The following is a 14,202-nucleotide window of genomic DNA, read 5'->3' on the forward strand; positions in this document are numbered from 1 at the left end:
GTACGCGTCAATGCGCGTACTAACAAGGTGGTACCGCGGTAAAACGCCCTTGTGCAGAGATGCGCAGGGGCTTTTTTATTGGATTATGCAAGGTCCAGTCTCAATAATCAAACAAAACCCATCAAACAACAATGAGGAGGAAGATTTATGTATCAAGACAGCTTAAATTATGAAGAGTATTCAACCGTGAAGGAAACAAAATTGACAGAAACAGCTTTGACAGAAGCACAATACCTCTATGAAATGCAAACCACTTTAAATTTCTTTGGCGCAGGCCGCATGGACGATCTTTTTTAAAATGTTTCGCTGAGGTACCCATTACTTATCCCTATGAATTCATTGGCGTAACAGTGTGTTTTAGTACGAATCAGGGAGGTATCCAAAGTGTCAGATCTTTTAGGCGACATTAGCCGCGAGATGCATGACTTAAACGAGTAACGACCTTAAAGCGAGTAAATGCTTTAAGGTCGTTTGCTTTTTTTGATAATCTGATTATATGACCGCGCACACCCGTGACTTCAGTCGTGGGTGATTCAAGGAAGCGGGGGCCAACAGGCTGAAGCCGCTGACACCGCCTACCACTCCAATTATCCAATTGCCTTCAGCGCCGACTCCAAATTCGGGTGAAAATGTTCCGCGCCTACTTTTTCAATAACACCTGCTTTTTCCAGCACTGACCACGGCTGCTCATTGATGCCTATGATATACAGCGCTACTTTATGGCGATTACACATCTGTTTAAAAGATCTGAAAGCGAACAGCGCTGTCGCGTCCATGGCCGGCACTCTGGTCATAATCAACAGTACCGCCTTGGCATGGGCATCCAGATCCGATAGGTTGTCCATAAACTTATCCGCTGCGCCAAAGAAAAACGGCCCGTTTATTTCGTAAGCAATGACGCCTTTAGGAAGGGTCAGCCCTTCCCTGAAGCTGAGCCCCGCTCTTCCCCGGCTCTCAGTATCCTGGTCAGTTTCTTCGCCGGAATCCAAAACCACAGCATTGACTTCAGCGACATCACTCATACGCTTCATGAACAGGAACGCGGCGAGAACCATGCCAATCTCAATGGCCAGAACAAGATCAAAGATCACCGTGATGAAAAAAGTTGTCAAGAGGACCAGGAGGTCGCTCTTTGGGGCATGAAAATATTCGACAAACTCACGCCAATCACTCATATTATAGGCGACTATAATCAAGATCGCCGCAAGCGCCGCGAGCGGGATCATTTTAGCCAGCGGCATGAAGAGGAGCATGATGAGCAGCAGCACCACCGCATGCACCATACCTGCAACCGGTGTCGAACCGCCGTTTTTGATATTCGCCACAGTTCTGGCAATGGCGCCCGTCGCCGGGATGCCACCAAAGAGGCCTGAAGCAATATTTGCGACGCCCTGAGCCACAAGTTCCATATTGGAGCGGTGTTTCGAACCAATAATGCCATCCGCCACCACTGCCGACAGCAAGGACTCAATAGAGCCCAAAATCGCAATGGTCAAGGCTGGTCCAATCAGCATTCTCATTTCTGGCAGGGATATGGATGGAATCTGAGGCGTAGGGATTTTGGAAGACAATTCCCCAAAGGTTGAGCCGATGGTCGCGACATCCATCCCCGCAGCCTGAACCACTATGGTGGCCACAATCAGCGCAATCAGGCTCCCAGGTACCTTGCGGCTTACTTTGGGCCAAAAGATAAGAATTGCCAGTGACAGCGCGCCAATTATGACGCTGCCCCAATTTACTGTATCTATATGTTCCGCGTAGACTGAAACTTTCTCAAGAAATTCCGCGGGATTATGTTCTAATTGAAGACCTAAAAAGTCTTTGATTTGCGATGTAAAAATAGTGACTGCAATACCGGTAGTGAATCCTGTCGTAATAGGATAAGGAATGAATTTGATAATACTCCCAAGCCGAAAAAATCCCATGGCCATCATCATGACGCCTGCCATAAGGGTAGCGGTGATCAAGCCATTCATGCCAAACTCCATGACAATACCATACACAATAACCATGAACGCGCCGGTCGGACCGCCAATCTGCACCCTGCTTCCGCCCAGCATTGAAATCAGGAAGCCGGCGATTATAGCTGTGAACAAACCCTGCTCAGGTGTAACGCCGGAGGCAATGCCCAGCGCTATGGACAACGGAAGAGCTATGATCGCAACAATCACGCCCGCTGTCAAATCCTTTATAAACAATTCCTTGGTATAGCTCTTTAAAGTTGTAAATAATTTGGGGGTAAAAACGGACACATTAGGCACCTTCTTTTCAAAATAAAAAATGCGGCTGAAACTCCGACAAGGACTTTCAACCGCATTTCCTGTAAGCCGCTGAAAAGCCGCTCAAGCTATGAATTTAAAATAGACTCGATGTTACATTGAATCATGCATTCTATATCATGTATACAGCGTAACACTTTTTAAAAATTATGCCTTGCTGCCAGTCTCGGAGAGAACGGCTTTCTTTGCAGCACCAAATTTGACTGGCTTTCCAACAGGAAGCACGACGCGCTTAAACTGGTGGTTGATAACATTTGCTGCGACGCCATAGAACGAAATGAAGGAAATAATAAGTTCGGAGTATGCTGCGAGATTATGCATTGTATGCTCTGCTATGCCAAGGGTGCTGAAGCCGAGACCAATGAAAAGGAGATCGATAAAAATGAAGTCAAGCAAAAGTACTTTGTTGGTTTGCGTAGCGCCAACGGTCATGATCACAGAAAAAATCAGATAGCCGAAAAACGCGTAACCAAGCTGGTGTGTGTCGACAGCGCCTTTCAAAGTTTCACCAAAAACACCGAGATTTATCAGCCAGCTGGATGCCACCGCAAGCCAAAAGAATCCATAAGCGCAAAAAGCTGTGCCGCCAAAAAGATTGTCTTTTTTATAATCGAAAACACCGGCCATCAACTGCGCAAAGGCACCAAGAAAGATTGCCCAAGGGATAACATAGGAAAGGCCTGTAGTGACACCCATCTTTTGGGTTGATGCTACCAGCGTTACCATTGCAAGGCCAAAAAGACCTAGCGCGCTTGGATCCGCGACCTTAACCATCACTGACTGTACTTCTTGTTTGCTCACTCATTTCCGTTTCATTCGTCTTGTAAGCGAATGAAAACGTTCCCTCCTTTATTCGTATACTTTGACAGAAAAAGACGCCTCTCAAGAACAAGAAGCGCGACGAATTCTGCTTCCCTATCATCTCATAATGTTTAAGAAATAACAAGTGAAAACTGCTAAATAACGGTATAAACATTTGCATTTTTTTATGATTTTATAAAAGATTTTTTCGGGATAAAGGTTACAAATAATAATATTATGTTTCAACCGCCTAAATTTGTAGTAAGAATAAGGCAAATACATTTTGGAGGTGTAGTTATGGCATCACTCAGCATCATTGAAGGCGTTGGAGAAGCTTTTGAAGAGAAACTGAAAGCAGCGGGCGTCAGCTCTACTTCAGCACTGATGGAAAAAGGCGCTACAAAGAAAGGGAGAGCCGCACTCGCAGCAGAATGTGACATTTCTGAGAAGCTCATTCTAAAATGGGTTAATCATGTGGACCTGATGCGCGTCAAAGGCATTGGCGGCGAATATGCCGAATTGCTTGAAGCCGCTGGCGTTGACACGGTTCCCGAGCTGGCTCAGAGAAAGCCTGAAAATCTCCTCACCAAAATGACCGAGGTCAACGAAGCCAAAAATTTAGTCAGGAAATTACCTGTTCTTAAGCAAGTGGAAGATTGGGTTACTCAAGCCAAAGAGCTTCCAAAGGTCGTCTCACACTAACCGAAGCGTGAAAAAGGCATTGGAAACGGACAAATAAGCCGTTTCCAATGCCTTTAATTTTGGGGGCTGAAGAACACAACAAGGGTTTTTGCCCAATGACTCGTATTCGACTGAGCCTTCAAATCATAGTGGCGCCTCTGAAATCAACCAATCCAGGACACTGAGCTCTGCACTCGCGGTGCCGCTTTGGGCTCGACGCCTGAGGTATACCCCACGGCAACAGCATAGAGCGGCTGATGCCCTTCTGGAATTTGCATCAATGCTTTCAGCTCTGGTCCGTGCTCGGATTCAAAAGCCGGCCTGAAGGAAGCAATATAGCACGACCCCAGACCGAGAGCGGTTGCCGCCAAACTGGCGTAGACGGCAGCATTGGCACAATCCGCCAGGGCATGTTTGGCTTCTGGTGCCGAAATAAATATGACTGCTGGCGCGTTATAAAAATTGCTGAAATTAGGGTCTTCAGCACCGGCCTTCAGACGCTCATCTCCTGAAGCCAGCGCGATGTCACGGTTCACACCGCTGATCCGCTTTAAAATTTCCGCATTTGTCACAACGCTGAAATGCCAGGGCTGAGCGCCTCTTGCAGACGGCGCAAAAACAACGGTTTCCATGATGCGCTCGAGTACATTCTTAGGCACCGGATCAGGTCTGTAGCTTCGTACAGATCGCCGGTTCATCAGCATTTGAAATGCATAATTCATTGCTCAACCTCCCCGATTCAATTAATAGTCTCATCTGAAGTATAGCTCTCCAATTTCAGATATTAATACCCAGGATGAAATCTGCCGAACCAGAAAGCCTGACAAAGGTTTATTCAATCTCATCCAGATTGTATGGCGTCTCCTGATAGACAAAATAATTCAGCCAATTGGAGAAGAACAGATGGGCGTGGCTTCGCCACCGGACTACAGGTGCTTGAGAAGGATCATTCTCAGGAAAATAGTTGGCTGGCGGCTGGATATCCAAGCCTTTGTTCACATCTCGAAAATATTCAGCCCCCAGGGTTTCCGGGTCATATTCCAAGTGCCCTGTTGCATAAATTTCTCTTCCATTTTTGGACACAATCAGACCAATCCCAGACGCTTCAGACGTCGCCACGATCTCAAGGTCATCGATCCTGCTGATGTCCTCTTCACTGACGGTAGTGTGTCTGGACTGCGGGATGCAGAAGACGTCATCGAAGCCCCTCATCAGCTTGCAGTTTTGTACTGTTGCCTTATGCTCAAAGACACCAAAGCACTTTTCAGCCAGAGGCAGTTTAGGTATACCATAATGCTGATACAAAGCCGCCTGGGCCCCCCAGCAAATGTGGAGGGTGGCAAACCCGTGGTGCCGGCTCCAGTCCAAAATTTTAGCAAGCTCCGGCCAATAGCCCACTTCCTCAAATTCCAGGTTTTCGACCGGCGCACCGGTAATGATCAGCCCGTCAAACTTCTGATGCTCAATCTGGGAAAATGGGACATAGAAGCGGTCCAGGTATTCAGAGGACGTGTTCTTATAGTCATGGGACTCCAGCCGCACCAGGACGACCTCCGTCTGTATTGGTGAATTTCCAAGTACTCTGAGGAGCTGCGTCTCTGTAGTCTCGCGGGTCGGCATCAGGTTCAGGATCGCAATGCGAAGGGGTCGTATGTCCTGGTGGGTTGCACGAAACTCCGTCATGGTAAAAATATTTTCAGCCGCAAGGATACTCGCGGCGGGCAAATCGTTTGGAATGATGACAGGCATAGAGTCGCCTCCTAAAATTTAACTGAAGTCACCGCGCTGGTGATTGGCCATAGTCAAGGCGATCGCGCGGCAGAATGCAGGTTTGAATGTTAAATGTGTTTTGTGCGTCTTACTTGAAAAAGCCGTTTCTGCCGATGGTTTCGAAACTCGGGTATTTCGGCTTCGCGACCATCGGCAGCAGCACTTTAAGCGTTCAGCGCCGCCTTCAGAGCCTGATCCAAATCCTCGATCAGATCCTGGGCGTTTTCAATGCCAATCGAAATCCTGAACAGATCCGGCGTGACACCCGCCGCTTTCTGGGCGTCCGGATCCAGCTGAGCATGCGTCGTGCTGGCCGGGTGGATAATCAGGGACTTTGCGTCTGCCACATTGGCAAGCAGCGAGAACAACTTTAGACTTTCAATGAACTTGACACCCGCTTCGAGGCCGCCCTTGATGGCAAAGGTGAAGATGGAGCCGCAGCCGCGCGGGAAGTAGGTCTTCGCAAGGCCGTGGTACGGATTGCTCTCCAGATCAGGATGGCTGACCCAACTGACCAGCGGATGGGCTTCGAGGAATCTGGCAATCTTCTGGGCGTTCTCGACGTGGCGCTCCACGCGCAGCGACAATGTCTCAAGGCCTTGGAGCAGCAGGAACGAGTTGAACGGGCTGATGCAGGCGCCGGTGTCCCTGAGGAGCTGAACTCTGGCTTTGATGATATACGCCGCAGGCCCGACATCCGACGCATAGCGAATGCCGTTGTAGCTCGGATCCGGCTCAGTCAGGCCCGGGAACTTCCCGGAAGCCGCCCAGTCAAACTTGCCCGAGTCCACGATCAGTCCGCCGATGGTCGTCCCATGGCCGCCAATAAACTTCGTCGCCGAGTGGATGATGATGTCCGCCCCATGGTCAAAAGGCCTGAACAGGTATGGGGTCGCGAAGGTATTGTCCACGATCAGCGGCAGTCCGTGCTCGTGGGCAATGGCCGCCACGGCTTTGAAGTCGATGAGGTTGATGCCCGGGTTGCCGATGGACTCAATATAAATCGCTTTCGTTTTCTCGTTGATAGCTGCTCTGAAGTTCTCCGGGTCGTCCGGCTGCACAAAGCGGGTCACGATGCCGTATTTAGGGAAAGTCAGCTTGAAAAGGTTATAAGTGCCGCCGTAGAGGGTCGCCGCCGAGACAATCTCGTCTCCCGCCTGCGCGATGTTCATGATGGCATAGGTGACTGCCGCGGAACCGGAGGCTACCGCCAACGCACCAATGCCGCCCTCAAGGGCCGCGATGCGCTTTTCAAGGACATCCGTCGTAGGGTTCATGATGCGCGTATAGATGTTGCCAGATTCTTTCAAAGCAAAGAGATCTGCAGCGTGGTTCACATCCCTGAAGACATAGGACGAGGTTTGATAAATGGGCACGGCTCTGGAGCCTGTGACCGGGTCCGGTTCCTGACCTGCATGGACCTGAAGGGTTTCGAATCTGTAAGCTGTGTCTGTCATATTCATTACTCCTTTTTATGATTTTTTCCAAATAAAAAGACCCCTTTGATGAAAGAGGTCGATAATCACATGGTCGGATCCTCACTCATCTGTCAGCGAAAAACCTTTCGCTGCAGGAATTAGCACCATGCATGACTGCTGGTTGCCGGGCTTCACAGGGCCTGTCCCTCCGCCGCTCTTGATAAGAGTGTCTCGATATTTGGTTGAATTGAATCTTAGCATATTGGCAGTTAGGACGTCAACTGAAATTTCGACAATTTTCTGCCAATTCGAATTTTGGTTATATTGTACGCAGAATCTGACGGCGGAAACTGGAGGGCAGCGGAAACTGGGTGTCAGACACCCGGATTCAAAAAGAGTGAAACCGGGTGTCTGACACCCAGTTTCCTTTCCTAGAATTCCGCCGCCTTCGCGTATATACCTGCCTTTTCCTCTGGGGTGAGCATGCGGTCTACCACCAGTGTGATGATGAAAATACCCGCCAGGCTTGCGATCAGCCGCGTCAACGCGAAAGTTTTCCCCAGTGAGGTGATCTCGAAAAGGACCATCGGAATTTTAGTGGTGGACCAGGCACCCATGAAAATCATGACATTCTTAAAGCCCGCGCCCTTCTTCATGAGCACCGCTGCGACCGGAAACGCGCCGTAGAGCGGTCCGGCAGCCGCAGAACCAATCAGGATGGCCAGCAGCACGCCGCGCAGTCCCGAGCCGGGACCCATATGGCGGATGAGCAGTTCTCTCGGCACCCAGACGTCCAATAGTCCAAGCAGCAGAAAGATTGGCGGAATGATGGTCAGCATTTCGAGCAGACTTTTGCCTGTCATTAGCGCCGCAGTTTCGCCCTGGGTGGGACTGACCAGGTATAACACAATGAGAAGTGCAGCGGTCACCAGGAAGAAGGCATACCGTTTGATCAGCGGCACCTTTTGGGGTGGCTGACCTCCCGGGCCCTGACCCGGTCCTTGATTTGTGTTTTGCTTCATCTTCTCCTCCATTAAAACTCACCCATGACCTTTCCAATGATAATGGCGACCAGGAAAGAAAAAACGAAGGCAGACACATTCCGGATTAATGCCGCTTTCCTGCTGAAATACTTACTCTCAATAGAAAATGTCATTACGCCGACCATCATCAGGGATGAAATGAAAGCCGCAATCTGCATGTAGCCGGCACCGCGCTCCAGCAGCATAGCCGCTGTAGGAAAGGCAATGAAGCCTGGGATCAGCGTGATCCCGCCGACCAGTGCCGCCGCTGTCACGCCAATCCAACCGGAGTCTCCTCCGATCAAGCGGCTGATCACCTCAGGATTTATAAGCGCCAGCATAATGCCGACCAGGGTGATGACGCCCAAAATCTGAGGCAATATATTTTCGAAGGATTTCAGCGCTTTTTTGAGCGCCATTTTGGTTTTTTTCTTGTCTTTCTGCCAGGAAAATGCCAACAGCCCAAAAGAGGTCAAATATAAGATCCAGGTTTGCATCACAATGACCTGCCTTTCTTTGATTTTGCCTTGTCACCGGATGTCTTTTTGGAAGGCTTCAGCAGGTGGCTGACCTTCTCCTTGGCCGCCTTGCGCCTGGCAACGGAAAAGCCAAAGCTGCCAATTGGCTTCCCCCCAAGCGCGTAATAGGTTCCGTGCAGATAAGTGATGGGACTTCCTTTCTCCATATGAATCTTGCCTTCCTCATCGATCAGTGCCGGATCCACCTTGTTTTTCAATATCTCGACGAGAAACAGGTCATGGGTCCCCAGCGGTGTCACACTGCGCACCACACACTCCAGGGCTATGGGACATGACCGTATCGAGGGCACACTGACCGCGATGCCAGGTTCAAGTTCAAAATTACAATGCGCAATCTTGTCGACTTGAGATGCACTTCTGACACCGCAAAAGTCTACCGACTGCACCATTTCCCGTGTTGGCAGATTGACCACACATTCCGGATGACGCATCAGATTGGCGTGGGACACTCTCTCCTTTCGAATTGCTATAGACAGCATGGGCGGCTTCGTGCAAGCAACACCAATCCACCCCACCGTAAACACATTAGGTTCCCCTTTTTCGCCGATGGTCGTGACAAGGGCCACCGGAACGGGTCCAAAAAGGATGCTCCCTTTGAATACTTCCTTTTGCATCTTGGGCCTCCTGAAATTAAAGCTTTCGTAACCACTGGTTACATTATAACAATATACCATTTTTGACGCCAAATTGTATTGTGATTTCAAAAAAGCGACATAAGTCCCACCTCGGATTGTCGCTCGGCAACGGTTTAATATACAATCAAGGGGTGTATAATGATCTTAAACCATTGAACCGGGAGGCGGAGCGTTTGAATTTGGAGAAGGAGTTTTTGGAAGCGACTATTGAACGCCTACATGAGGCTATGATAACAGGCAGGCTGACATGTGAGGCCCTTGTCCGCATGTATCTTGATAGGGTCGAGCGCTATGATCAGCAGGGGCCAAAGATCAACGCGGTCATTCAAGTAAATCCGCTGGTCCTGAAGCAGGCTAAGGCGCTGGACGCGGCTTTTAAAAAGGATGGGCTGACGGGGCCGCTCCATGGGATTCCGGTGCTGCTGAAAGACAACGTGGATACCAGCTTTATGCCCACAACTGCTGGCTGTAAAGCGCTTCTGGGGGTGACGCCGGATGAGGATGGCTGGATTGTGAAAAAGCTGCAGGCGGCAGGGGCAGTCATTCTCGCCAAAATGAACCTGCACGAGTTCGCGGTATGGGGTGAAACGGTTAGCTCCGTGCTGGGACAGACACTGAATCCCTATGATCTGACACGAACGCCTGGGGGATCCAGCGGCGGCACCGGGGCGGGCATTGCCGCAGATTTTGGCGTGATTGGCATTGGGACAGATACCGTGAATTCTGTTCGGTCACCAGCGAGTGCCTGCTGTCTGGTGGGATTCAGACCAACACTGGGGCTGGTGAGCCGCAGCGGCATAGTGCCCTATTCATTGACACAGGATACGGCAGGGCCAATGACGCGGACGGTGGAAGACGCGGTTAAGACCTTGGATATCCTGGCAGGCTATGATCCCCTGGATCCGCTGACGGCGCTGTCCCGCGGCAATAGTCCGGTTGAGGCGTCCTATACTGCTTTTTTGAAGTCTGACGGGCTGCAAGGTAAAACTATAGGTGTCCTGAGAAGCTTTTTCGGAAGCGATGAAGTGCACAAGCCGGTGAATCGCGTCATGACTGAAGCTTTAAAGGTCTTGGAAGCAAAAGGCGCGCACCTGGTCGAACTGGACGTCACCCTGGATTCGGGCAGGCTCATTTCAGAAACCAGCGTTCACCTCTACGACTTGAAGCGGGATCTTGGTTCATATCTTGAGAGGCTCGGCGGCAAATCCCCATATCATTCCCTTGAAGCGCTTTTAGAGAGTGGCCTATACGATCCGGGCATAGAAGAGAATTTAAAAACCGCGGTGACACTGTCCACCGAGAGCGAGGACTACCGCAGACGAATGGATCTTCGTCGACAGCTTCAGGATCAGGTTTTGGCGCTCATGGCGCAGCATGACCTCGATCTGATTGTCTTCCCGCATCAAAAGTGCCTGGTGGTGCCCGTCGGGGGCTCACAGGTGGATCGAAACGGGGTTCTTGGGGCTGTGACCGGCTTCCCTTCTGTCGTAGTGCCTGCCGGCTTCTCCGAACCTACAGACACGGCGCCAATTGGGGTGCCTGTGGGTATGGAGCTCTTTGCCCGGCCATGGTGTGAACCCGTCCTGATTGAGGCGGCTTACGGGTTTGAGCAGGCGACAAGGGTTAGAAGACCACCTGTTTTAGAAAAAAAGTAAGGTTGGCGAAGGTTGGGGAAGGTTGGGGACGCGATAAAAAACGAATTTGGGGACGCGGACGGTAACGGTTTTGTAATATAATCGTTCACTTTTGGCCGCAGTGAGAATTATTATCACATGCTCTGGCACAAAAAATATTACCGTCCGCGTGACCAACTCAAAAGTTGTCCGCGTCCCCCCACTTAAAAAAGGCCGTCACCCCCCGTGACGGCCTTCCTCATTTATCACTCAAGTGCTGCATTACTCCACATCTTCTTTAATTGCATCCAGGGGCGACTCGAGAAGCGTCAGATCTTCGAGGTACTTTTTCGCCAGCTTGAACGTGTTGGCGAAATAAAGACCATCGCATAATCTTTCATCCAAGACATACCCAAGCTCACAGACGGATTTTTCTACGACAACATCATTTTCTACGATAGGCATTTTTTTGACTTTGCCCAGGGCAATAAAGACACCGGTGGTTCCAAAATCATAGAGATGGTGATAAATATAATCGAGCTTGATCGACTTTAAATAGGTAAAAAACAAGCTTGTATGAAACGGACTGGCTTTAACAATCCCCGACGGCATGAGATTATGCCGATCAAGCCATTTTACCGTCCTTACAGCTGCTTTTACCAAGGGACCGGGTAATGACATGAATTTTGCCGCCAATTGATCTGTCTCGTTCTGCGTTTCCCCAAGATTTTCCCGAATGACATCATCCACAATCTGAGCAATTTCAAAAATGGACTCTTTACCAGTAAACATAAACTTTACCGTGGTTTCTTCACCATCATCATGCAGGGAGCGCTTGACGGCCATAGAGATTGAAATATGGTTTCTGGCATAATAGCGGCCATTCATGACAAAGCGGTTGATTTGAGGCCGCTGTGCCAGGACGCGGACAAAAACCGCAATAAAAACATGCATATAATTCATTTTGACGCCGCTCTCACGTTTGGAGTGAATATAGTCATCTATATGCTCCGTCACAAGGGTTTGCTTGTGGTAGATCAAGGCATCGCTTCTGCGTTCCATGATATAGGGCATTATTTTTACGAAAGGACTGAGACTTTTAATGTGGCGGCCATCAGAACGCGGCATGGGGATTCCTCCTCGAACTGCATATTCACTGAACTTTGATTATGAAACTTTGATTATGAAACTATAATAATAAAAATGCCAACTGGATTATTACTATTCGACGTTGATCTTAGAAACTCCTTCATGCGTCTTAATTATTACAATTTTATTTTTTATCAATAACAATATATTGTTATTCGATATATTCATGTTAAAATGAACTTACCAAATACCTGTGAGGTGACTTTATGAAACGTTATTCTACGCTTTACCTGAGGATCGCCGTGGTCCTTATTGGCCTGCCGGTTCTGGCAATCTGCCTTTTTTGGCTGCCGCACGCCATAGATTATCTGCATGTGCCGGTCACCATAGGCGCTTACCTGGCGGCGGTCCTGTTTTTCGCCATACTCTTCAAAGCCATTCGACTGCTGAGTTATATCGACCAGAACAAAGCATTCTCCACCCTGTCCGTCACTGTGCTGAAGCAGATCAAGCTCTTCGCCTTTTCCATCAGCATCATCTACGCTGCGACGATCCCTTTCCTTGTCCCAATCGCGGACGCGGACGACGCCCCAGGGCTCATGGGACTGCCGTTGATCTTCATCTTCGCCTCCTCCGTAGTCGGGGTCTTCGCCGCGGTACTGGAGAGACTGCTCCAGGATGCTATTGAACTCAAAGAAGAAATCGACTTGACTGTGTGAGGTGATGGACATGGCAATAATTATTAACATAGACATCATGTTGGCTAGGCGAAAAATGAGTGTCACTGAGCTGACTGAAAGAGTTGGCATTACCATGGCCAACCTCTCCATCTTAAAGAACGGCAAAGCAAAAGCCATCCGGTTTTCAACGCTGGAGGCCATCTGTAAGGCTCTTGACTGCCAACCGGGCGATATTCTGGAGTTCAGGGCGGATTGATGTCGCTTCCGCGTCACGTCATCCGAATCGACCATCGGCCCGGTAATGGGTACTAGGGAGGTAATCCATCATGAAAATCAAATTAATCCAACCCGCCATGATGCCTCGGCCCATGGATACCCAGCTTAAGACGCGAATGGCGCCGTCTCTTGCGCTGCTCACCTTGGCAAATCTGACACCTGAGATTCATGAGCTCGTCATTGAAAACGAAAATGTGGAAGCCATAAATTTTGACGACCCTGCAGATCTGGTCGCCATCACGGTCACCGTCGACGTCATGAACCGGGCCGCTGAAATTTCAAATGCCTTCCGCGCCCGAGGCATACCCGTCATTGCTGGCGGGATTCACATCACCTCAGATCCGGAGAGTGTTGAGGACAAATTTGACGCCCTTTGCCTGGGCATGGCAGAAGGCGTCTGGCATAATATTCTAAAAGACATCGAAAACAAATCTCTTCAGAAAATCTATCTCAACCCCAATGCCTTACCCGCCAAAGACATTGCCTCACCAGGTTATGACAGCGTCGATCCAGACAAATATCTTTACACCAATATCATCACCGCAAGCCGCGGGTGCCCCTTCAAATGCGACTTCTGCTACAACAGCTGCCAGCATGCTGAGAAAGCGTTTCTCAACAGGCCTGTGGAGGATGTCCTGGGGGACATAAAAAAACTGAGGACCAGACACATCATGTTTATAGACGACAATTTTATAGGCAATCCCGCTTGGACCAAAACATTCTTGAGTGCGATCAAACCGCTGAACCTTAAATGGAGCGCCGCAGTCTCTTCCAACATCGTGGACATGCCCGACCTCCTGGACGACATGAAGGACACCGGCTGCAAAAGCCTGTTTATTGGCTTTGAAAGCATAAACAGCGCCGCTGTGGGCGCTGTCCATAAGACGCAGAATTGTGTGTCCAAATATGAGCAGTTGGCAGAAGCCCTCCACAGCAGAGGCATTATGGTCAACGCCAGCTTTGTCTTTGGTCTGGATGAAGACGATCAAACGGTATTCAAAAGCACCTTAGAGTGGATCCTCCGAAACAAAATAGAGACGGTCACGTCCCATATTCTGACGCCCTATCCAGGCACGAAGCTGCACACTGATTTCGTGAAAAGAAACAGAATAACCGACTTCAACCTCACTCACTACAACACTGCCCATGTGGTTTATCAACCAAAAAACATGACCCCGGAGGAACTCTATTGCGGCTATCTGTGGATTTACAAAGAAGTCTACAGTATTAAAAACATCATCAAGCGGCTTCCCAGACACAAAAGACAGTGGATCCCTTATTTGGCCTTTAACCTCTTTTACAGGAAATTTGGGAAGCTGACCGAATGGGTGTGCTTGAAGCTGACTTTTAATACCGTGGGCAAACTCTTTAGGAGGCTTGCCTACCTGACGAAATAATG

15 protein-coding genes, 1 riboswitch and 1 other annotated feature (1 of these 17 only partly in view) are annotated in these 14,202 nt (G+C 49.4%); of the genes, 6 read left to right on the forward strand and 9 right to left on the reverse strand.

Annotated elements, in window-relative coordinates; translation table 11 throughout:
* Positions 1–54 (forward strand) — a binding site (T-box leader) (it extends 185 nt beyond the left edge of the window).
* 93 nt (positions 55–147) lie between these two features.
* Entirely contained in the window at positions 148–297 is a 150-nt protein-coding gene (locus tag AC4PHM_RS07430) for a hypothetical protein (RefSeq protein WP_492020268.1), read from the forward strand.
* A gap of 290 nt (positions 298–587) precedes the next feature.
* On the opposite strand, the gene AC4PHM_RS07435 is transcribed toward AC4PHM_RS07430, so the two are convergent.
* A complete protein-coding gene (locus tag AC4PHM_RS07435) occupies positions 588–2,252 on the reverse strand; it encodes a SulP family inorganic anion transporter (RefSeq protein WP_492020270.1) in 1,665 nt (554 codons plus the stop codon).
* 174 nt (positions 2,253–2,426) lie between these two features.
* The gene (locus AC4PHM_RS07440; protein WP_492020484.1) at positions 2,427–3,053 is read right to left on the reverse strand and encodes an acetate uptake transporter; all 627 of its coding nucleotides are present in this window, start codon (positions 3,051–3,053) and stop codon (positions 2,427–2,429) included.
* Positions 3,054–3,377: 324 nt separating this feature from the next.
* Between AC4PHM_RS07440 and AC4PHM_RS07445 the strand changes: the two genes are divergently transcribed.
* Entirely contained in the window at positions 3,378–3,782 is a 405-nt protein-coding gene (locus AC4PHM_RS07445; protein WP_492020271.1) for a DUF4332 domain-containing protein, read from the forward strand.
* A 143-nt stretch (positions 3,783–3,925) separates the two neighbouring features.
* Here the strand turns inward: AC4PHM_RS07445 and AC4PHM_RS07450 are convergent, their stop codons facing one another.
* The 6 genes from AC4PHM_RS07450 to AC4PHM_RS07475 all read right to left on the reverse strand — a co-directional run bounded on the left by AC4PHM_RS07450 (position 3,926) and on the right by AC4PHM_RS07475 (position 9,124).
* On the reverse strand, positions 3,926–4,483 hold the full coding sequence (locus AC4PHM_RS07450) for a nitroreductase family protein (RefSeq protein WP_492020272.1): 558 nt from the start codon (positions 4,481–4,483) through the stop codon (positions 3,926–3,928).
* A gap of 109 nt (positions 4,484–4,592) precedes the next feature.
* Positions 4,593–5,510 carry a homoserine O-acetyltransferase MetA gene (gene metA / locus AC4PHM_RS07455; RefSeq protein WP_492020273.1) on the reverse strand — a complete coding sequence of 306 codons (918 nt, stop codon included), beginning with the start codon at positions 5,508–5,510 and terminating at the stop codon, positions 4,593–4,595.
* 185 nt (positions 5,511–5,695) lie between these two features.
* The gene (locus AC4PHM_RS07460) at positions 5,696–6,988 is read right to left on the reverse strand and encodes a homocysteine synthase (protein WP_492020274.1); all 1,293 of its coding nucleotides are present in this window, start codon (positions 6,986–6,988) and stop codon (positions 5,696–5,698) included.
* A gap of 82 nt (positions 6,989–7,070) precedes the next feature.
* A riboswitch (SAM riboswitch) is annotated at positions 7,071–7,176 on the reverse strand.
* 204 nt (positions 7,177–7,380) lie between these two features.
* A complete protein-coding gene (locus tag AC4PHM_RS07465) occupies positions 7,381–7,971 on the reverse strand; it encodes a permease (RefSeq protein ID WP_492020275.1) in 591 nt (196 codons plus the stop codon).
* Positions 7,972–7,982: 11 nt separating this feature from the next.
* On the reverse strand, positions 7,983–8,468 hold the full coding sequence (locus tag AC4PHM_RS07470; protein ID WP_492020276.1) for a permease: 486 nt from the start codon (positions 8,466–8,468) through the stop codon (positions 7,983–7,985).
* Positions 8,468–9,124, reverse strand: coding sequence for a flavin reductase family protein (locus AC4PHM_RS07475; protein ID WP_492020277.1), 657 nt, complete (start codon positions 9,122–9,124; stop codon positions 8,468–8,470). The genes AC4PHM_RS07470 and AC4PHM_RS07475 overlap by 1 nt, the downstream gene beginning before the upstream one ends.
* 194 nt (positions 9,125–9,318) lie before the next feature.
* Between AC4PHM_RS07475 and AC4PHM_RS07480 the strand changes: the two genes are divergently transcribed.
* Positions 9,319–10,800: an amidase family protein gene (locus AC4PHM_RS07480; protein ID WP_492020278.1), complete on the forward strand. Its 1,482-nt coding sequence runs from the start codon at positions 9,319–9,321 to the stop codon at positions 10,798–10,800.
* Positions 10,801–11,040: 240 nt separating this feature from the next.
* Here AC4PHM_RS07480 and AC4PHM_RS07485 read toward each other — a convergent pair whose 3' ends face one another.
* Positions 11,041–11,886, reverse strand: coding sequence for a 2-oxo acid dehydrogenase subunit E2 (locus AC4PHM_RS07485; RefSeq protein ID WP_492020279.1), 846 nt, complete (start codon positions 11,884–11,886; stop codon positions 11,041–11,043).
* 227 nt (positions 11,887–12,113) lie between these two features.
* Between AC4PHM_RS07485 and AC4PHM_RS07490 the strand changes: the two genes are divergently transcribed.
* The 3 genes from AC4PHM_RS07490 to AC4PHM_RS07500 all read left to right on the forward strand — a co-directional run bounded on the left by AC4PHM_RS07490 (position 12,114) and on the right by AC4PHM_RS07500 (position 14,200).
* Positions 12,114–12,566 carry a DUF2975 domain-containing protein gene (locus tag AC4PHM_RS07490; protein WP_492020281.1) on the forward strand — a complete coding sequence of 151 codons (453 nt, stop codon included), beginning with the start codon at positions 12,114–12,116 and terminating at the stop codon, positions 12,564–12,566.
* A 10-nt stretch (positions 12,567–12,576) separates the two neighbouring features.
* A complete protein-coding gene (locus AC4PHM_RS07495) occupies positions 12,577–12,783 on the forward strand; it encodes a helix-turn-helix domain-containing protein (RefSeq protein WP_492020282.1) in 207 nt (68 codons plus the stop codon).
* Positions 12,784–12,853: 70 nt separating this feature from the next.
* Positions 12,854–14,200 carry a B12-binding domain-containing radical SAM protein gene (locus AC4PHM_RS07500; RefSeq protein ID WP_492020283.1) on the forward strand — a complete coding sequence of 449 codons (1,347 nt, stop codon included), beginning with the start codon at positions 12,854–12,856 and terminating at the stop codon, positions 14,198–14,200.
* Positions 14,201–14,202: the final 2 nt, after the last annotated feature.

The sequence above is a fragment of the Acidaminobacter sp. QWL-03 genome (assembly GCF_058683855.1).